Source organism: Thalassospira sp. UBA848 (assembly GCF_002295455.1).
Lineage (GTDB): Bacteria > Pseudomonadota > Alphaproteobacteria > Rhodospirillales > Thalassospiraceae > Thalassospira.
Map to the genome: position 1 here is coordinate 134,463 of NZ_DBGS01000090.1, position 19,074 is coordinate 153,536.

Sequence of the window (19,074 nt, forward strand, 5' to 3'; positions counted from 1 at the left end):
GTGTAGGCTTGCCCAAACGTGAATAGCAGAAAACGTTGTCCCCGGTTATGAGCCTTGAACTCCCGGTTGCGCCGCGCAACGGCAGCACCGAAAAACAGTCAGAATGGCGCCATGCTGTCCGCCGCGCCTTGCTTGGATGGCGGTCCGCACTTGATGCCGCGACCCACCAGCACCTGTCTGACCAAATCCGTGGGTATTTTTCCGAGTTTCTTAAAGATCGCCCGGCAGCCACTGTCGGATTTTACTGGCCGATCCAGAACGAAATAGATCTGCGCCCGGTAATCGAACGTCACATCGCAAACGGTGGAACGGCCGCACTTCCCGTCGTGCCGGGTAAAGACCAGCCAATGGTATTCCATAACTGGACGCCCTTAACCGAAATGGTCCCCGGCTTTGCCCGCATCCCAGAGCCGCATGGCACAGATGAGGTTGGCGTTCATGTGCTGTTGGCGCCGTTGGTCGGGTTTGATCGGGCGGGCTATCGGCTGGGATATGGCGGTGGATTTTTTGACCGGACATTGGCCGCTGTATCGCGCAAACCATTGGTCGTCGGCATCGGATTTGAAGCCACAAGGCTCGCCGACATTTTGCCGCATCAATATGATGTGCCCGTGGATGTGCTGATTACAGATCAGGGGATCCGGTACGTTGACAGTCAGGCTTCATCCGCAGCCGACAAAATCGATCAATCCTCGCCACCATGTCACTTAAGCGACTAGCCTGCGTTTAATCCTCGTATCTGCTGTCGGATGTTCTGTCACGTTCGTAGTGATGTTTGACCGGAAGCGTTGGAAGCCATTCTTCCCGCCGGATCGTCCAAAGTTCATAGGTTGGTGCAAACTGATCCGGGGCATCGAATGCGCCCAAATGGACTTCGATCTCGTCTTCGGTCTGCGAAAAGACGGATGAACCGCAATCCACACAGAAATGCCGCCCCTGAAAGCTGCGCGTTTCCCCATCAACCTCGACGGCATGATCCGGAAAAACGGCAGAGGCATGAAACAGCGCGCCGTGATGCTTGCGGCAATCAAGACAATGACACAGCCCCACCCGATAGGGATCGCCCTTTGTCCTGAATCGGATCTTGCCGCACAAGCAGCCGCCGGTTGCGTGTTTCATGCAATGCTCCAATCACAATAAATAATGCGGCACTGTAAAGCGAAGCCGAACAGGCAGCAATTGCGTGGTTGTGTGAGAGGTCACAGCGATTTGGGAAGGGGCAAAGTGGCTGGGGAACCTGGATTCGAACCAGGACTGACGGAGTCAGAGTCCGTAGGTCTACCGTTAACCTATTCCCCAACAGAACTTTGCGTACGTCATTTATAGCCCGGAACGTACAAATAGCAGGACGAAAAATGCACTGCGATGTCCGGAAAGGTTGGCTGGGGAACCTGGATTCGAACCAGGACTGACGGAGTCAGAGTCCGTAGGTCTACCGTTAACCTATTCCCCAACAAAACTTGGTCCACCGTGCGCGACGTGCGGCGCGGTGTGGGGCGCTATGTATAAAACCCGCCCGGTTTTGGCAACCCCTTTTTTGTTTCGATCTGTTCAACCATGCGATTACCGCATACGGGATTTGCCTTGCCGGGGATTGTCGTTACACTCATATAGTTGATTCGCACGATCGTCACATAAATATCATGATGATCAGCGATCAAAGGTTTTGAGCATGTAACAAAAGGCAGGTTTTCGAACGGTGAAGCACGTTTCCCCCCATAGCAACTCGCAGAGGGCCAGCAGCCCGGCAGGCGGCGCTGCAATGGGCGGTAATGCCGTGCTGGATGGTCCGGATAAACCGGGCATGCCGCAACCGGGAACGGCCGTTCATGTGCCCGATCATGGCGGAAAATCAGCACGCATGGTCGATTGTATCACCGCCCCGCTTTATGCCGCGATTGATCTTGGCAGTTCAAACTGCCGGCTTTTGGTTGCGCGCCCGTGCAATGATGGCTTCAAGGTAATTGATGCCTTTTCACGTGTTGTGCGCTTGGGTGAAGGGGTGCGCGAGAAGGGCTATCTTTGCGATGCCGCGATGGATCGCGCGATTGATGCGCTTAAGGTCTGTGCCAAAAAACTGCGCCGTCATCCGGGTGCAAAGCTTCGGGCCGTCGCGACCGAGGCATGCCGCACTGCTGATAATCGCGAAGAATTTGTGCAGCGGGTCTTTGATGAAACCGGCATTTCGCTTGATATCATCAATCCCGATGAAGAAAGTCGCCTTGCCCTTCAGGCCTGTTCGGCTCTGCTTGATGAGCGCCCCTATGCGGTGGTGTTTGATATCGGTGGTGGCAGTACAGAGATCTGCTGGATCAAGGTTGATAAAACCGGCAAGACCCAGTGCATCGAAACATTGTCGATGCCGTGCGGTGTTTTGTGTCTGACCGAACGTTACGCCACGGTCGAGGAGCGCCGCGAACGGTTTGACGCGATGCGAACGGAAATCCGCGAACGTCTGGAAGAGTTTGCAAAGCGCAATTGCTGCTCGGATATGCTCGATGATGACAAGGTCCAGATGGTCGGCACATCGGGCACGGTTACCACATTCTGCGGCATTGCCCTTGGCCTTGAACGCTATGAACGTCACAAGGTTGATGGGTCGGACTTGCGGTTCGATGATGCCGAACGTGTGACAGAGTTGCTGCTCCGAATGGGCTCGGACAAGCGCAAGGGCCACCCATGTATCGGTAATCAGCGGGCTGAGCTGATGGATGCAGGGGCTGCGATCTTTGCCGCGATTCGTGATATCTGGCCGCTGGCAACGCTCAAGGTCGCGGATCGTGGGCTTCGCGAAGGTATTCTGGTCGATTTGATGCGTGCAGATGGTCATGCTATTGACCCGTGCGACGCGCGACGTCATACAGTGTCCCATATTCCGGCTTCCACCTGATCGGTTGACGTTTGTGTCCCGACAGGTTTGGCCAAAACAGAATTCAGTTCAGGATAGATCATGAGCGACAATCGCAGCGGAAAGGGCGGGCAGCGCCGCCGCAAGGGTTCGGCCATTGCAGCCATAGATACCGGCGCACGCCGTGGCCTGCGGACGCGGGTTAAAAGTGCCAAGGGCCGCAAGCTGTCCTCGACGCGCTGGCTCGATCGGCAGCTCAATGATCCCTACGTTCAGGAAGCCAAGCGACTTGGCTATCGTTCCCGTGCGGCCTTCAAGCTGATTGAAATCAATAACCAGTTCGATCTTCTCAAACCCGGCATGCGCGTTGTTGACCTTGGTGCTGCACCGGGCGGCTGGACGCAGGTGGCTGTTGATATGGTCGGTTCCAAACAGGGCAATGGTCAGGTCGTTGGCCTCGATATTCTGGAATGGGAAGGGATTTCTGGTGCGACCTGTTTGCAGGCCGATTTCCTTGATCCCAAGGCCCCGGATATGATCAAGCACGAGTTGCAGGGGCCGGTCGATGCCGTGATTTCCGATATGTCACCGGAAACGACCGGGCACCGTCAGACCGACCACATCCGCATCATCGACCTGGTCGAACATGCGCTTTTGTTTGCTGAAGAGGTTCTTGCGCCTGGTGGCGTTTTCATCGCCAAGGTGTTTAAGGGGGGAACCGAGAACGCGCTGCTTGAGCGCGTTAAAAAGAATTTCCGGGTGACCAAACATGCCAAACCCCCGGCATCGCGCCCCGAAAGTCCCGAAGCCTATCTTATTGCCACCGGTTTCAGGGGGCAGAACAATGCCGAGGATGACATCAGAAACGCCGAAATTGGCGAAGATGACAGCTGGTCCCCGGTGGAATAGTTTCCCGTGAATTAGTCCTGCCTCTACAAGGGGATAGACTAGAATAGTTGTAAATCTTCAGGCATTCTTGCGTTACATCAAACCCTGATCACGCCTCGCGCGTTTATGATCAGATCGCAAGTTGAATTCTTGCGCACTGGGTGGAACGGGCCATGTGGGGTGGCCATTGCTTGTGGGATTTATCTGATGAAACAGGACAATCTAAGCCTGACAGGTGTGGAGCGTCATTTTGACGAACATGAGATCATCGTCTCGAAGACGGATCTCAAGGGCAGAATAACCTATGCCAATGACACGTTCCTGCGTGTCGCCGGATATCGGGAACGCGATATCCTTGGGCAGCCACACAGCATTATCCGACATCCCGATATGCCCAGATGTGTTTTTGCCCTGCTGTGGCAAACCATTGAGGCCGGGCGCGAGATTTTCGCCTATGTGATCAATCGCAGTGCCAATGGTGACCATTATTGGGTTCTGGCCAATGTGACACCAAGCTTTGGTCCGGATGGCAAGATCATTGGCTATCATTCCAACCGCCGGGTGCCGCGTCGTGATGCGGTCGAAAAGGTCATTCCGCTCTATAAGGCGCTTTGCGACGAAGAAGCGAAGGAAAAAAACCGCAAGGACGGTATGGCGCGCGGGATAAAGATGGTCACCGGCCTGCTTGCTGATGCCGGTATGGATTACGACCAGTTTGTCTTTAGCCTTTAAGGGGCGGGGATTTGCGCAAACAAAAAAAGGGGCTCGCCTGACGGCAGCCCCATCGACCAGTTTCTAACGGAATGCGCAAAATAAAGCATCAATAAAATCACAGGGCTGTTATGGGCGCGCAAAACTTGGCATTTGGGGCATAACGTGTATAAATTCCGCGCCAACTCAGATTAACGAGGTGGCCAGATGACCCGCATTGCCGAAGCCCTGACGTTTGACGACGTATTGATCAAACCCGCAGCATCAGAAGTGCTGCCTGCTCAGGTGCAGACCAACACCCGCATTACCAAGAATATTGAACTCAAAATCCCGCTGCTTTCCTCGGCAATGGATACCGTTACCGAAAGTGCGATGGCGATTGTCATGGCACAGCATGGCGGCATGGGGGTCATTCACAAGAACCTCGATATCGCCCAGCAGGCCGAAGAAGTTCGCCGCGTGAAAAAATTCGAATCGGGTATGGTCGTCAACCCGATCACCATTCATCCCGATCAGACGCTGGCAGATGCACTCGATCTGATGGATTCCAATCACATTTCCGGTATCCCGGTTGTTGAGCGCGGCTCAAACAAGCTGGTTGGCATTTTGACCAACCGTGATGTCCGCTTTGCGTCCAACCGTTCGCAGCCGGTTTCCGAACTGATGACCCACGAAGGTCTGGTCACGGTGACCGAGAATGTCGAAACCGCCGAAGCCAAAAAGCTTCTGCATCAACATCGCATCGAAAAGCTGCTTGTGGTCGATGAGGCATATCGTTGCACCGGCCTGATCACGGTCAAGGACATCGAAAAAGCCAAACTGCACCCGAACGCCTGTAAGGATGAAAGTGGTCGTCTGCGTGTCGCCGCGGCAACCGGCGTTGGTGAATCCGGTTTTGAACGTGCTGCCGCCCTTGTCGAAGCCGGTGTGGACGTTCTGGTTATTGATACCGCGCATGGTCATTCGGCGGGCGTGATCAAGGCCGTTGAGCAGATCAAGGCGCAGGTTGGCGATACCCAGATCATTGCTGGCAACGTTGCAACTGCCGACGCCGTCAAGGCACTGGCAGAGGCGGGCGCAGACGCAGTCAAGGTCGGTATTGGTCCGGGCTCGATCTGCACCACGCGTATTGTTGCCGGTGTTGGTGTGCCGCAGCTGACGGCTGTTCTTGAATGCGGTGATATGGCGCAGAAGCTTGATATTCCGATCATTGCCGATGGCGGTATCAAGTTCTCTGGTGATATCGCCAAGGCGATGGCAGCCGGGGCAAACACCTGCATGGTCGGATCGCTTCTGGCCGGAACCGACGAGGCACCCGGCGAAGTCATCCTCTATCAGGGCCGTTCTTATAAATCCTATCGCGGTATGGGTTCGGTTGGTGCGATGGCACGTGGCTCGGCCGACCGGTATTTCCAGCAGGACGTTCAGGATAATCTGAAACTGGTTCCCGAAGGCATCGAAGGCCGCGTTCCTTACAAAGGTCCGGCTGGTCAGATCATCCACCAGCTGGTTGGTGGTCTGAAGGCATCCATGGGCTACACCGGCTCGGCAACCCTTGCGGACTTCCGCGAGCGTGCGGAGTTTGTGCGCATCACCAATGCCGGCCTGCGTGAAAGCCATGCCCATGATGTGACCATCACCCGTGAAGCCCCGAACTATCGTCCGGGCGGCTGATTGGGTTTGCGCCCGCTGATTGGCGGACCTGCCCTGCGTTTGACGCTGTTGGCGAATGGTTCTAGCCATGATATGAGGCGCATTCAAATTTCGATGACGGCAGGTCTTCCTGCCGTCATCAGCTTTTTTATCGTAAGGTGTTGGCGCGCTTCCCATATGCGAAGCAGTTTATCACCCGCAAACAGGTTGGATTTTTCGCTTTGAAACCCGGTGCCCGCATAGCAGCCGTTATCGAACTTTACGATGGCTGGACCCATAACCGAGATGACGCCGACCGCGTTGTGTCAGGCTATTTCGGATCACGCCGATATATCGGTGGCGGGGATCGTCGTGAAATCAGCGAGCGTTTTTACAACCTGATCCGTCATCAGGCCCGTCTGGGCTGGTGGTTGGCCGAATGCGACTATCAGTTCCAGGACGGTCGTGCGCGCATGATCGCTGATTTGGTTCTGCATGATGGTCTGGACAAGGCCGATATCGAAGATCGCTTCAATGGCGAACAGTTCTGCCCGGAATCGCTTCACCCGAATGAAAAGCATCTGATCAACAAGCTTTCAGGCAAAACACTTGATCATGATGCGCAGCCCGGTGCGGTAAAGGCTGAATTACCGAAATGGCTTTATACCGAACTGATGAAGCTGCATCACGAGAACCTTGCAGCCGAAATGGCGGCTTATAATCAGCCGGCAAAACTTGATCTGCGTGTGAACCGCCTGCGCGGTACTGTTGAAGATGCGATCAAGTCGCTGAAGGCCGATGGCATCAGGGATATCCAACGCACCCCGTATGCGCCCAATGGCCTTCGTTTGCCGCTTGGTCTGAACATGCTGGTCACTGCCGCCTACAAAGATGGCCTGATCGAAATCCAGGACGAGGCATCGCAGATTTGTGTTCATCTGGTCGATGCCAAGCCGGGCATGACGATTTTGGATATGTGTGCCGGCGGTGGCGGCAAGACGCTTGGCCTTGCGGCGGACATGCGCGGCAAGGGGCGAATTCTTGCCTGTGATACCCATGGCGGTCGTTTGGACAATGCGCGCAAACGTGCACGTCGTGCCGGGGCAGGGGATTGCATCCAACAACGCATCATTGCCGATGAACGTGACAGCTGGCTTCGTAACAAGTCCGGCTTCTTTGATCGCGTGTTGCTGGATGTGCCGTGCTCGGGCCTTGGGACGCTGCGTCGTAACCCGGCACTGCGCTGGCGAATTGGGCAGCGTGACCTGCGTGGCTTGATGGCTGAACAAAGCAAGATCTTGAAGGCCGGTGCCGCGAAGGTAACCAAGGGCGGTCGTCTGATTTATGCGACCTGTTCAATCATGCCCGAGGAAAACGAACGTCTGATCGAAACCTTCATGCGTGATCGCAAGGATTTCAAACCAGTGCCCGTTAGTGAAATCTGGCCGGATGCGCCAAAATCAGTGCCTGTACCGGGTGGCAAGGACAAGCCGTGGCTGCGTCTGTCGCCGAATGTTCATGGCACGGATGGCTTCTTTGTTGCAGTGTTCGAGCGGACAGCAAAAGGCAAGGTAAAGTAATGACACTGGCGGTAATGGCATATGGAAACCAGTCCCAGCCTCACACCGCCCTTGATCTGCCTGCAAATCAAAAGGCCCTGCGAGTGATGCTCGCAGGGCCGTTTTCGTTTAACCGTGAACGTGCTCAGGCGTTACTCGGTGGTCTGAACCGGCTCGTCAAAGACGCTGTCGGTACTTGTCGGATCGCTAACACCCTTGGAGGCATCACCGTTCTCGAGGTTCTTCATGCCCGGAACGATTTCCTCGACACTATCGGGGATCAGGCTTTTGGAGTTCTCGCTCGATGCGGAGTCTTCGCTGCCAATGACCGGCAGGGAGGTGCCACTGTCTTTCTGGGTCATGGCGATTGCGGTTGCCGCGCCCGCAACCAGAATAAGACCGGCAACGGCCATGGCGATTTTGCTGCCCTTGGAAGTGCTCATGATAAGGTGTCCCTTGCTGTGCTTTATCATAACGTGCTCGTAATTGGACGCGATGTTTCCCGCGTTCCGTTAGCTCGGATACTGCTTGTTCATTGCGTGGAAAAAAGGGATCAATTGTGGGATTTTCTGGGAAGGTTGCGCGCAAATCCGCCGCAATTGCGCCCCCGTATCCGCAAGCCCTGGAAAAGTTTTTTGAATGCATCGTCGGGCGACCACCTGCGCCGGGTTGCCCATGGCGATGGTTTGGCGTATGTACGGCGCAACCCAATCTTCGACGGAGATACGGCCCGATGACTGATCGCGTGCTGATTATTGATTTCGGATCCCAGGTCACCCAGCTGATTGCACGTCGCGTGCGCGAAAGCGGTGTCTATAGCGAGATCCATCCTTTTAACAACATCTCGGACGCGTTCCTGGATGAATATGCCCCCAAGGCGGTCATTCTTTCGGGTGGCCCGGCATCTGTCCATTGGGACAAAGCCCCTTCGGCACCGGCAAAGGTGTTTGAGCTTGGCATTCCGGTTCTGGGCATCTGCTATGGTCAGCAGACCATGGTCAATCAGTTGGGCGGCAAGGTTTCGACCTCTGATCATCGTGAATTCGGTCGTGCCTTTGTCGACGTGATCGAAGATTGCGATCTTTTCAAAGGTGTCTGGGCCGAGGGTGCCCGCGAACAGGTCTGGATGAGCCACGGCGACCGCGTTGATGCGCTGCCTGATGGCTTCCGCGTGGTTGGCAAATCCGATGGTGCGCCATTTGCCGCCATCGCGAATGACGACAAGAAATTCTATGCCGTGCAGTTCCACCCGGAAGTGGTGCATACCCCGCATGGTGCACAGCTTCTCAAGAACTTCACTCATGGTGTTGCCGGGTGTTCTGGCGACTGGACCATGAACGCCTATAAAGACGATGCGATCGACAAGATCCGCAAACAGGTTGGTGATGGCAAGGTCATCTGTGGTCTGTCGGGCGGTGTTGATAGCTCCGTCACAGCGGTTCTGATCCACGAAGCGATTGGCGATCAACTGACTTGCGTGTTCGTTGATCATGGTTTCATGCGCGCTGGCGAGGCTGATCAGGTCGTGACCCTGTTCCGCGATCACTACAACATTCCGCTGGTGCATGTGGATGCGTCGGAAACCTTCATCGGTGCCATCGAAGGCGAAACCGACCCTGAAGTAAAACGCAAAACCATTGGCCGTCTGTTCATCGAAGTGTTTGAACAAGAAGCCAAGAAAATTGGTGGCGCGGACTTCCTTGCACAGGGCACGCTCTATCCGGACGTGATCGAAAGTGTGTCCTTCACGGGCGGCCCGTCGGTCACCATCAAGTCGCACCACAATGTTGGTGGTTTGCCGGAACGCATGAACATGAAGCTGGTTGAACCGCTTCGCGAACTGTTCAAGGACGAAGTCCGTGATTTGGGCCGTGAACTCGGCCTGCCTGACAGCTTTGTTGGTCGTCATCCGTTCCCGGGGCCGGGGCTTGCGATCCGTATCCCTGGCCAGCCGATCACACGTGACAAGCTTGATGTGCTCCGCAAGGCTGATGCGATCTATCTCGAAGAGATCCGCAATGCCGGTCTTTATGACGCCATCTGGCAGGCATTCGCCGTTCTGTTGCCAGTCCGCACCGTCGGCGTCATGGGCGATGGTCGTACATACGATTATGCTTGCGCCTTGCGTGCGGTGACCTCAACCGACGGCATGACAGCCGACTTCTTCCCGTTCCCCCCGGAACTGCTTGGCCGCATCGCCAACCGGATCATCAACGAAGTCAACGGCATCAACCGTGTGACCTATGACTTCACGTCCAAACCACCGGGAACGATTGAGTGGGAATAAGTTCTCCGATACCGGAAACAACAAACGGCGCGTCCATTGGGCGCGCCGTTTTGTTTTTGGCCTAGTTCGAGCCCGGCCCTTCCGACCCGCAGTCGCCGGCGGAATTGCATGCATGTGACAACGCCTGTTGCACGCTGCGCTGCCAATTGAATGTCAGGCAGGATGACAGCGACAGTACGGCGACAAACGTCATGATCACGCGAAGGGGGCGCATGGCTTCGATGCCTTACTTTTCTGCTCGAAGGGCCGGGAGGCCGACACCTGTGGTCTCAAACCCACCATCGGCCGCGACGATTTGTCCGGTGACGAAGCTTGCCTTGTCGGAGCACAGGAAGTGTATCACTTCGGCGATTTCGTTTTCTGTGCCATAGCGGCCCAGCGGCATGGCGTCGAGATAGGCGGAGATGATTTCTGGCGAATGCACCGCCATGGCGAGCTTAGTTTTCACTGGTCCGGGGCAAACGCAATTGGAGCGGATGCCAAATTCACCAAGCTCAGCTGCTTGCTGTTTGGTCATGTGAATAACAGCCGCCTTTGATGTGCCATAGGCAACCCGGAGTGTTGATGCACGAAGGCCCGAAATCGAGCCGATATTCACAATCGCGCCCTTGGTTTCCTTGAGTGCTGGTATGGTCGCCTGCGAGACAAGGAAGACACCATCAAGATTGGTTTCCATGATGCGGCGCCAGGTGGCGAAGCTGGTTTCCTCGACCGGCAGGAAGTCGGCGACACCGGCATTGTTTACGACCGCATCTAACCGACCAAAGGCCGAAAGCACCGCATCGACCATCTGATCAACCTGTGCGGGGTCTGAGACATCATACTCAAAGGCCGAGGCCGCATCCGAAACGGTTTTCGACGCAGTATCAAGTTCCGGTCCGTCGCGATCAATTATGGCGACTTTCCAGCCCTGATCGATAAACAATTTGGTGGTGGCAAGTCCGATCCCGCGTGCGGCGCCGGTGACCAGTGCGACTTTCTGCGTCATGTAAAACGTCCTTTCCTGAAGCATTCCCCGTTGCCGCTGCTTTGAGCGCGGCATTGTTGGTATGCATTTAGGCAAAACTAAGGACCGCCGGCAAGCATGGGATCAATCGACGGCGTAAATGATCGCGACAACCTATGCCAAAAACAGTTGGGATGCGTAAACCAGCATTGAAAACAGGCTGACGAAATAGGCAATTGAACGTACGCCATTGATGCCCGGAAGCCGGGTAATGCCGGAAAGATAAAACCCGCCATGTGCAATGCGTGCTGCAAGGAATATGGCGGCGCAGACAACCGTAACAGTATTGGAGACACCGATGACATGTGCAGTTAGAACGATAATCGCAAAGGGAACAAGGTTTTCCAGATGGTTTTGATGGGCCCGCGCCCCGCGTGCGGCCATGCCGGTCCGTTCGGGCAGGGAATCACGGTTGCCCATGAGGCGTTTGCCCCCAACACCGGGCTGCTTGGCGTAGGCATAGTTATAGGCCCATGGGAAAGCCAGGCAGAGCAGCGCGTTGAGAACCAGAATAGTTGATTCATAAGTCATTGGGAAACCTGATGTTTGATGCGGCTATGTGGTCTACGTTATCTGGACAGGCAATAGATCAGTTATGGCGACCTTTAAGCCCCGGGTGATAAACGATTTCGTGGTGCCAGATCGTTTGATTTTATAGTGCCAAAGTATCTTTTGGCCCCATCTCCCCTTGTCGCCGTCACGCTTGTTGTCTAGCGTCAGCACAACAATATGAGCATCCAGTTGTTGTAAGCAGGTATGCCACCATATCAGGAAACTGTCCCGGGAAGTTCAGTGCATTTCGAATAAGGGGCTAAGGCGTTGGCAAATATTCAGGACAAGGCCCGTGTGGTCATTATCGGCGGTGGTGTGATTGGTTGTTCAGTCGCCTATCACCTGACCAAACTTGGCTGGAAAGATGTTGTCTTGCTCGAACGCAAGGAACTGACATCTGGTACCACATGGCATGCGGCGGGCCTGATTGCCCAGTTGCGCGCAACCGCCAACATGACCCGCCTTGCCAAATACTCCCAGGAACTATACGGCACGCTTGAAGATGAAACCGGGGTCGCTACAGGCTTCAAACGCGTTGGTGCCATCACCGTCGCCCTGACGGAGGATCGCAAGGAAGAACTGTTTCGCCAGGCTGCCATGGCTCGTGCCTTCGGGGTGGAGATTGAAGAAATCTCACCAGCTGAGGTCGGGGAACGCTATCCGCATGTCAATCTGGATGGCGTGACTGCAGGCGTGTATTTGCCCAAGGACGGGCAGGGCGATCCGGGGAATATCGCGCTGTCACTGGCGCGTGGTGCGACCAAGCGCGGTGCGAAAATCCATAGCCGCACCAAAGTCACCGGTATGCGCAAACAGGGATCGCGCATCACAGCCGTTTCCTGGCAATCCGAGGATGGGGATCAGGGTGAAATCGCCTGCGACATGGTGGTTAACTGTGCCGGTATGTGGGCGCGCGATGTCGGCAAGATGGCCGGGGTCAATGTGCCGCTGCATGCGTGCGAGCATTATTACATCGTCACCGATAATGTTCCCGATCTCGGTAACCTGCCGGTTTTGCGCGTGCCCGATGAGTGCGCCTATTATAAGGAAGACGCCGGTAAGATCCTGCTCGGCATGTTCGAGCCCAAGGCCAAGCCATGGGGTATGGACGGCATTCCCGAGAGTTTCGAGTTTGATGAACTCCCTGCAGATTTCGAACATTTCGAACCGATCCTTGAAATGGCGATTAATCGCCTGCCACTTTTGGGGCAAACCGGCATTCATACCTTCTTTAATGGGCCTGAGAGCTTCACGCCCGATGACGCCTATCACCTTGGTCTGGCGCCGGGTATGGATAATGTTTGGGTCGCGGCAGGGTTCAATTCCATCGGCATTCAATCGGCCGGTGGGGCGGGGATGGCGCTGGCGCAATGGATGGAAGACGGAGAAAAGCCGTTTGATCTTGGTGATGTCGATATCGCCCGCATGCAGCCATTTCAGGGCAACAAGACCTATCTGACGGAACGTGTGTCAGAAACGCTGGGTTTGCTTTATGCCGATCACTATCCATTCCGGCAAAAGGCAACGTCACGCGGTATTCGTCGCTCGCCCCTGCATGAACATCTGGCACGAAACGGTGCGGTCTTTGGCGAGTTCGCCGGGTGGGAGCGTGCCAACTGGTTCGCCAATCCGGAACAAAAACCGGAGTATGAATATAGCTGGAAACGCCCCAACTGGTTTGACAATGCCAAGGCAGAGCATTTGGCAATCCGAACCGGGGTTGGTCTTTACGACATGTCATCCTTCGGCAAAATCCGGGTCGAGGGCCCGGATGCGAACTCCTTCCTCAACCACATCTGTGGTGGGGAAATGGACGTACCCGTGGGCAAGATTGTTTATACCCAGTTTCTCAATGCGCGGGGCGGTATAGAGGCTGATGTGACCATCACCCGACTTTCGGAGCTGGCGTATCTTGTCGTCACACCGGCGGCAACGCGGCTGGCTGATGAAACGTGGATGCGTCGCCATATTGGTGATTATTTGGTCGTCATCACAGATGTTACAGCAGGCAAGGCAGTGCTTGCCGTCATGGGGCCGAAGTCGCGTGATTTGTTATCCACCGTATCGCCCAACGATTTCTCGAATGCCGCCAATCCGTTCGGCACGGCACAGGAAATCGAAATCGGCATGGGGATCGGGCGTGCACATCGTGTTTCCTATGTCGGGGAACTCGGATGGGAAATCTATGTCAGTTCCGACATGGCTGCCCATGTGTTTGAAACGCTGCTAGCGGCTGGTGAAGACGATGGCCTGAAATTATGTGGTTTGCATATGATGGATGGGTGCCGGATCGAAAAGGGCTTTCGTCACTTTGGTCATGACATCACCTGTGAGGATCATGTGCTTGAAGCCGGGCTTGGCTTTGCGGTTAAAACCGAAAAGCCGGATTTCATTGGCCGAGACGCCGTGCTTGCCAAGCGTGAAACTGGTTTGACGCGTCGGATAGTGCAATTCCGCCTGAATGATCCTGAACCGCTTCTGTTCCATAACGAACCGATCCTGCGCGACGGCAAGATCGTCGGTCATCTGACATCGGGGGCCTATGGCCATCATGTCGGCGCGGCTATCGGGATGGGCTACATTGGATGCGCGGGCGAAACGGCCAGCGACATTCTGGCATCAAGTTATAGCATCGATGTCGCTGGAACAGTGGTTGGTGCCGAGGCATCCTTGCGCCCGTTCTACGACCCGTCCGGGGATCGGACGAAGTCGTAAAACGGCCGCAACTGGCGAGTTATGGTGCTCGGCTTGCGTGGGTTGGTCGGGCACTAATCTGGTTGAAACTCCAAAAGATCACCGGGTTGGCAATCAAGCTCCTTGCAAATGGCAGCCAGCGTTTCAAATCGCATACCGCGGACTTTGCCGGACTTCAGAAGCGACAGGTTCTGTTCGCTAATCCCGATCCGTGCGGCGAGGTCCTTGGATTTCATCTTGCGGGTGGCCAGCATGACGTCCAGCCGAACGATAATGGTCATCAGACGAAGCTCCGGTTTTCGTCATCAATGCGGGCTGCTTCGCCCAGTACCCAGGCAATGACAATGATCAGCCCGCCCAGAAACAACGTGCTGGCCTCGGCATTACTCAGCCCGATTGACAGAACCCGTTCACCGGCCGGGCGGTGGAAAGTAGCAAGCACCGAGGTGGCAGCACCGGTCAGTGGTTTGATCAGGGTTTGCGCCAGAAGGGCAATGCCAAATGCTTTGAGATGGCGGATCGGCTCCGTCTGGAAAATAGAGTTGTGTGCAAAGGCGCCAAACATCTTGCGCAGGCGATACAGGCCATAGGCCAGAACAAGTGACGGGATCATCATCACCGCCATGGTGACGTATTTCTGCCAGCCTGACAGCGCGTGCAGATCGGCAAGGCTGACGGTCATTTGACTGGTGCTGGCTTCAACCCAGCCCGGCGCATACCAGACCAGCGGCACGACCAGGATCTGAAAAATGATGGCCATCGCGCAGACCCAGTAAAGAAGGATGCTGATGGTGCGGACATTTTTAAGCGTGCTGGCTGGTTGTGGGGCGGACATCTGTGGGGCTCCTGAATGGATCAATTTCGAATCAAGTCATTTAATTCACGTAAAACATGAATAAGTTATCGAAATGAGTCAATCTTCATTGTTTGCGATCTGTCAAGAACAGTCGCGATTTGCGCAAATGTCCATGTGTCGCTTGCGTTGTGCGGGCAGGCATGGAAAATAGTCCCCATGTCTGAAAGCAAAACAAAACCCCGCACACCCGTTACAGAAATCGATGCTGATGATTGTCAGGAATGCGATACTGCTGCCCGTCTTGGTCTGAGCTCCGAGCAGGGTGAAGCTGTTACCCGTGATGCTTCACGGGTGGTCGGCGCAGAACTGTCGTTGCCCGATGTCGAGGCGGCAGCAAAGATTTTTGCGCTTTTGGGCGATGCCGGACGCTTGCAGCTTGTATTGCGCTGCATGGAAAAGCCCCAGACTGTATCGGAACTGGCAGAGGCGACGAACATGTCGCAATCGCTTTGCAGTCATCATCTGCGCCATTTGCGTGATCAGCGCATTTTGGCATCCGAGCGACGCGGGCGGCACATCCTTTATCAGATCGATGATGATCATATCTCGCGCGTGGTGCGCGATACCTTTGCGCATGTTACCCATGATTGACTGACAGCTGGATGACTTGTGGCTGGAGACTAAATTAGGACAAGGATGCGCGAGAACCATGAACCAAAACGAACTTATGCTGCCTGTTTTCGTAGGGGGTACTGGTCGAAGCGGTACCTCGCTCATGGGGGACTTGATCGGGTCTCATCCCGCGTTTCATCTGCCAGCTCACGAAAATAAACTGATCTCAGAGCGTGCTGGCTTGCGAGACCTCGTGCGTGATTTGTCCGGAATTCCAGATCTGTTGCGCCGTCACTTCGCGGTTTTGCATTTTTATGCAAGGGCGCAAAAGGTACGACAGTTCGCTTTTCGGGAAGAGGCATTGAATGATCAGGTCCGAACCCGAATGAATCTTCATGGGCAACCTTTTCAGGAAGCGTTTGAGTACATCCAAAGGCAAAATCCGCAGGCGAACGGGTCTATCCATGCGATTGGGCAAGGCTTCGGGATTGCCAATTTTGATAAGTGTGTGAACGAGCTGGTCAAAAAACTGGCCGTACATATTGATCAGAACGGGATCGTCGATACCGATGGGTTGTTAAGACCTTTTTTTGTTACGCGGCAATTTGATCGCACGGAAATGTTGGTTATCGCGCGCGACTTCCTATGCGACCTTTATGGCGCTAAATCGCAATTACGCTGGGTCGATGACACGCCGTCGAACTCTCTTGCTGTGGATTTCCTGGCAGAGCTGTTCCCCGACATGCGGTTCGTGAACATGATCCGATCACCGACGGACACGATTAGTTCGTATGTCAAGCAGGTCTGGTTTCCATCCGATGTTAAATTGGCTGAACAGTACATCTCTTCCAACCTGCTGGCTGCTGAAAAGCTTACAGGCACATTGCCAGCGCATCAGACCTTAACTTTGCGGATGGAAGACCTCGTAGAGCAACCGGAAAAGACGCTGGAAATGCTTGCCGAATTTCTTGATGTGCCCAATGAATTTAACCAGAAGCTTGTCAAAAGCGACGCCGCGCACATTGGCCGTTCAAAAAATGACTCTGAAATCCAGGCGGTACTGTCAGAAGACCTGAAGGCGTGGATGGCACGCCACGGCTATGCCTGACAACCTCAATGTAAGATGTTAAAGGTCAAGGACATTCAAATATTCATTTGAATGTCCTTGACAGAACCATACCTGCAAAATAGGTTTGCCTTAACATATGAATGAATATTTGATTGTTTGAGGTGATGGATGTCTTTCATCGCGAAATGGTCGGACCTGCCAACTGTGGGTTCCTGTGCGCATTGTCGTGAAAGCGTTATTGATGCACTGACGCAGGCGATGCCGCATCAGAGCTTTTCTGATGACGGGCAGGGGATATCTGTCCCGGCCCAACTGGGTGACGATGACCGCGCCACCTTTACGAAAATTCTCAAGGACCATGAAAAGGGCGTTGTCCATTACCAATGGCATGTCTCGGGTATGGATTGCGGGTCTTGTGTCGCGAAGATCGAAACCGCGCTAGGCCGCATGGATGGTGTTGCCTGTGTTGATGTTTCGATGATGCGTGAAAGCGTGACGTTGGGCTTTGCTGCTGCCAAGGCTGACCAGAACCAGTCTGTCTCGCCGACCCTTGGTAAGCTTGGTTATCCGGCAGAACAGATAGGCACCTCCGTTGGTGCGAAAACATCCTGCGGGACGTCCTGTTGCGGCGGGAAAACTGTGGATGACGTGAGTGCGGCTGACAAGCCCACACCGACACAAGGCCTGTTGCGCCGCCTGCTTCCATGGTCTTCAGAGAATGACGAGATTGCGTTTGCTGCAATCTGTCTTGCGTTGGGGGGGCTGATTGGTGTGGTCGTCCCGGCAGCGGCACCATATGCCATGTCGGTGGCGTCCCTTTTGGCAGCGCTGCCCGTGATGAAAAAGGCGGTCCGTCTGGCGCAAAGCGGGGCGATATTCTCGATTGAGCTTTTGATGTCGGTTGCCGTTATCGGTGCGGTGGCGATTGGCGAAAGCCTTGAGGCCGGGATGGTTGTGTTGCTGTTTGCCATTGGTGAACGCCTCGAAGGTGTTGCTGCGGGTCGGGCACGCAGCGGTGTTAAGGCACTGATGAAGCTGGCGCCGGAAACTGCGCGAAGGGTCGCAGGCAACGGGTTTGAAACCGTTTCTCCAAATCAGCTTGCAATCAGCGATGTCATTGAAGTGCGCCCCGGCGAGCGTGTGCCATCCGATGGTGTGATCGAAACCGGTGCGGCGGAGATCGATAATAGTCACCTGACAGGTGAATCCGTTCCCGTTTATAGCGAAGTCGGCGCCGAAGTCTTTGCCGGTGCCATCGTAACAGACAGCCCGGTAAGGATTTCTGTCACCCGGGCCGCCGGTCATACAATGCTGGATCGCGTGATTGAGCTGGTGGAGCAAAGCGAAAAGCACAAGGCGCCTGTTGAACGGTTTGTTGCCAAGTTTGCCCGCATCTATACCCCGATCATTATGGGCCTTGCCCTGGCAACGGTCGTAATCCCGCCGTTGTTGTTTGGGCAAGGCTGGGAAGAATGGATTTATCGTGGTTTGGCCCTGCTTCTGATTGGCTGCCCGTGTGCCTTGGTGATCTCGACACCGGCGGCTGTTACGTCGGCACTGGCGCGGGCGACAAAGATCGGTCTTTTGGTCAAGGGCGGAGCCGGGTTGGAGTTGATTGGTGCTGTACGCACCATGGCATTTGACAAGACAGGCACACTGACCGAGGGCAAACCCAAACTTGGTGCCATAAAGGCTGCACCAGGATATGGCGAGAATGGCATTTTGACGATTGCCGCAACACTTGAGACCGTCACATCTCATCCGCTGGCGCGTGCTGTCGTTGAAGCTGCCGAAAACCGCAATCTGGATCTCCCCGTGCTTGAGCAGGCCAGAACCATCGCAGGTGCCGGTGTGGAAGGTCGCATTGACGGTGCCTTGTACCAGATCGGTGCGGCCAAGCGCCTGAACAGCGTGCCCGATGGTGAAATGAACGACTGGCTTGCCTCGCAAGAAGATGACGGCAGTACCGCCGTTGTGGTCCTGAAGGACGGGGAGGTCATTGGTGCATTGGCCTTGCGCGATGTTGCGCGCAATGATGCGAAGAATGCGCTTGCCGAACTTAAAAAGCTTAACATCATGCCTGTGATGTTAACGGGAGATGCGGATCGGGTTGCCAAACGCATGGCCATTGAGCTTGGCATGGAGTATCGCGCCGAACTGATGCCCGAAGACAAACTGAATGCCTTGGCAGAACTGCGGGATGATCCGAAACGATCAGGCCCGGTGGCGATGGTCGGTGACGGCATCAACGATGCCCCGGCACTGAAATCCGCCGATGTCGGTATCGCGATTGGCGGGGGGACCGATATCGCCCTTGAGGCCGCCGATGCGGTGGCAGTAAAGGATCGCTTGGGTGATGTGGTTAATCTGGTGAAGCTGTCGCGTGCAGCACGCCGGGTGATCCGTGAAAACATCACGAT

At 55.1% G+C, this 19,074-nt stretch carries 17 protein-coding genes and 2 tRNA genes; 11 read left to right on the plus strand and 8 right to left on the minus strand.

The window, feature by feature from the left end; translation table 11 throughout:
• The first annotated feature begins 47 nt into the window (after positions 1-47).
• On the plus strand, positions 48-719 hold the full coding sequence (locus tag B2R48_RS13280) for a 5-formyltetrahydrofolate cyclo-ligase (RefSeq protein WP_297001187.1): 672 nt from the start codon (positions 48-50) through the stop codon (positions 717-719).
• 7 nt (positions 720-726) lie between these two features.
• Here B2R48_RS13280 and B2R48_RS13285 read toward each other — a convergent pair whose 3' ends face one another.
• The 3 genes from B2R48_RS13285 to B2R48_RS13295 all read right to left on the minus strand — a co-directional run bounded on the left by B2R48_RS13285 (position 727) and on the right by B2R48_RS13295 (position 1,453).
• Positions 727-1,119, minus strand: a complete 393-nt coding sequence (locus tag B2R48_RS13285) for a GFA family protein (protein ID WP_297001190.1) — start codon at positions 1,117-1,119, stop codon at positions 727-729.
• Between the two features lie 106 nt (positions 1,120-1,225).
• Positions 1,226-1,299: transfer RNA gene (locus tag B2R48_RS13290), tRNA-Gln, on the minus strand.
• 80 nt (positions 1,300-1,379) lie between these two features.
• Positions 1,380-1,453 (minus strand) — tRNA-Gln (locus B2R48_RS13295).
• 309 nt (positions 1,454-1,762) lie between these two features.
• Between B2R48_RS13295 and B2R48_RS13300 the strand changes: the two genes are divergently transcribed.
• From B2R48_RS13300 to B2R48_RS13320, 5 genes are all read left to right on the plus strand, one after another.
• A complete protein-coding gene (locus tag B2R48_RS13300; protein WP_062957952.1) occupies positions 1,763-2,890 on the plus strand; it encodes a Ppx/GppA phosphatase family protein in 1,128 nt (375 codons plus the stop codon).
• 60 nt (positions 2,891-2,950) lie between these two features.
• A complete protein-coding gene (locus B2R48_RS13305; protein ID WP_297001193.1) occupies positions 2,951-3,757 on the plus strand; it encodes an RlmE family RNA methyltransferase in 807 nt (268 codons plus the stop codon).
• A 186-nt stretch (positions 3,758-3,943) separates the two neighbouring features.
• Positions 3,944-4,468, plus strand: a complete 525-nt coding sequence (locus B2R48_RS13310) for a PAS domain-containing protein (protein ID WP_062958077.1) — start codon at positions 3,944-3,946, stop codon at positions 4,466-4,468.
• A gap of 186 nt (positions 4,469-4,654) precedes the next feature.
• Entirely contained in the window at positions 4,655-6,121 is a 1,467-nt protein-coding gene (gene guaB, locus B2R48_RS13315) for an IMP dehydrogenase (protein ID WP_062957950.1), read from the plus strand.
• 200 nt (positions 6,122-6,321) lie between these two features.
• The gene (locus B2R48_RS13320) at positions 6,322-7,659 is read left to right on the plus strand and encodes an RsmB/NOP family class I SAM-dependent RNA methyltransferase (protein WP_297001201.1); all 1,338 of its coding nucleotides are present in this window, start codon (positions 6,322-6,324) and stop codon (positions 7,657-7,659) included.
• Between the two features lie 131 nt (positions 7,660-7,790).
• Here B2R48_RS13320 and B2R48_RS13325 read toward each other — a convergent pair whose 3' ends face one another.
• Entirely contained in the window at positions 7,791-8,081 is a 291-nt protein-coding gene (locus B2R48_RS13325; protein ID WP_297001203.1) for a hypothetical protein, read from the minus strand.
• Between the two features lie 290 nt (positions 8,082-8,371).
• On the opposite strand from B2R48_RS13325, the gene guaA reads away from it, so the two are divergent.
• Positions 8,372-9,925, plus strand: coding sequence for a glutamine-hydrolyzing GMP synthase (gene guaA, locus B2R48_RS13330; protein ID WP_062957947.1), 1,554 nt, complete (start codon positions 8,372-8,374; stop codon positions 9,923-9,925).
• Between the two features lie 226 nt (positions 9,926-10,151).
• On the opposite strand, the gene B2R48_RS13335 is transcribed toward guaA, so the two are convergent.
• Positions 10,152-10,913 (minus strand): SDR family NAD(P)-dependent oxidoreductase, encoded by a 762-nt coding sequence (locus B2R48_RS13335; protein ID WP_297001205.1) that lies wholly within the window; start codon positions 10,911-10,913, stop codon positions 10,152-10,154.
• A gap of 132 nt (positions 10,914-11,045) precedes the next feature.
• Positions 11,046-11,462, minus strand: coding sequence for an MAPEG family protein (locus tag B2R48_RS13340; protein ID WP_297001207.1), 417 nt, complete (start codon positions 11,460-11,462; stop codon positions 11,046-11,048).
• A 288-nt stretch (positions 11,463-11,750) separates the two neighbouring features.
• On the opposite strand from B2R48_RS13340, the gene B2R48_RS13345 reads away from it, so the two are divergent.
• On the plus strand, positions 11,751-14,198 hold the full coding sequence (locus B2R48_RS13345; RefSeq protein ID WP_297001210.1) for a GcvT family protein: 2,448 nt from the start codon (positions 11,751-11,753) through the stop codon (positions 14,196-14,198).
• Positions 14,199-14,251: 53 nt separating this feature from the next.
• On the opposite strand, the gene B2R48_RS13350 is transcribed toward B2R48_RS13345, so the two are convergent.
• Positions 14,252-14,458, minus strand: a complete 207-nt coding sequence (locus tag B2R48_RS13350; protein WP_297001212.1) for a helix-turn-helix domain-containing protein — start codon at positions 14,456-14,458, stop codon at positions 14,252-14,254.
• Positions 14,458-15,012 carry a DUF2975 domain-containing protein gene (locus B2R48_RS13355; RefSeq protein ID WP_297001215.1) on the minus strand — a complete coding sequence of 185 codons (555 nt, stop codon included), beginning with the start codon at positions 15,010-15,012 and terminating at the stop codon, positions 14,458-14,460. Before B2R48_RS13355 ends, B2R48_RS13350 begins: the two co-directional genes overlap by 1 nt.
• Positions 15,013-15,189: 177 nt before the next feature.
• On the opposite strand from B2R48_RS13355, the gene B2R48_RS13360 reads away from it, so the two are divergent.
• From B2R48_RS13360 to B2R48_RS13370, 3 genes are all read left to right on the plus strand, one after another.
• Entirely contained in the window at positions 15,190-15,624 is a 435-nt protein-coding gene (locus B2R48_RS13360) for an ArsR/SmtB family transcription factor (protein ID WP_297001218.1), read from the plus strand.
• A 58-nt stretch (positions 15,625-15,682) separates the two neighbouring features.
• A complete protein-coding gene (locus B2R48_RS13365; protein WP_297001221.1) occupies positions 15,683-16,693 on the plus strand; it encodes a sulfotransferase family protein in 1,011 nt (336 codons plus the stop codon).
• Between the two features lie 129 nt (positions 16,694-16,822).
• A partial coding sequence (locus B2R48_RS13370) for a heavy metal translocating P-type ATPase (protein WP_297001224.1) occupies positions 16,823-19,074 on the plus strand: 2,252 nt, incomplete at its 3' end.

Coding starts and splice junctions, on each gene's coding strand:
- B2R48_RS13280 (WP_297001187.1), top strand. CDS start 48: ATGAGCCTTGAACTCCCGGTTGCGCCGCGCAACGGCAGCACCGAAAAA.
- B2R48_RS13285 (WP_297001190.1), bottom strand. CDS start 1,119: ATGAAACACGCAACCGGCGGCTGCTTGTGCGGCAAGATCCGATTCAGG.
- B2R48_RS13300 (WP_062957952.1), top strand. CDS start 1,763: ATGGGCGGTAATGCCGTGCTGGATGGTCCGGATAAACCGGGCATGCCG.
- B2R48_RS13305 (WP_297001193.1), top strand. CDS start 2,951: ATGAGCGACAATCGCAGCGGAAAGGGCGGGCAGCGCCGCCGCAAGGGT.
- B2R48_RS13310 (WP_062958077.1), top strand. CDS start 3,944: ATGAAACAGGACAATCTAAGCCTGACAGGTGTGGAGCGTCATTTTGAC.
- guaB (WP_062957950.1), top strand. CDS start 4,655: ATGACCCGCATTGCCGAAGCCCTGACGTTTGACGACGTATTGATCAAA.
- B2R48_RS13325 (WP_297001203.1), bottom strand. CDS start 8,081: ATGAGCACTTCCAAGGGCAGCAAAATCGCCATGGCCGTTGCCGGTCTT.
- guaA (WP_062957947.1), top strand. CDS start 8,372: ATGACTGATCGCGTGCTGATTATTGATTTCGGATCCCAGGTCACCCAG.
- B2R48_RS13335 (WP_297001205.1), bottom strand. CDS start 10,913: ATGACGCAGAAAGTCGCACTGGTCACCGGCGCCGCACGCGGGATCGGA.
- B2R48_RS13340 (WP_297001207.1), bottom strand. CDS start 11,462: ATGACTTATGAATCAACTATTCTGGTTCTCAACGCGCTGCTCTGCCTG.
- B2R48_RS13350 (WP_297001212.1), bottom strand. CDS start 14,458: ATGACCATTATCGTTCGGCTGGACGTCATGCTGGCCACCCGCAAGATG.
- B2R48_RS13355 (WP_297001215.1), bottom strand. CDS start 15,012: ATGTCCGCCCCACAACCAGCCAGCACGCTTAAAAATGTCCGCACCATC.
- B2R48_RS13360 (WP_297001218.1), top strand. CDS start 15,190: ATGTCTGAAAGCAAAACAAAACCCCGCACACCCGTTACAGAAATCGAT.
- B2R48_RS13365 (WP_297001221.1), top strand. CDS start 15,683: ATGAACCAAAACGAACTTATGCTGCCTGTTTTCGTAGGGGGTACTGGT.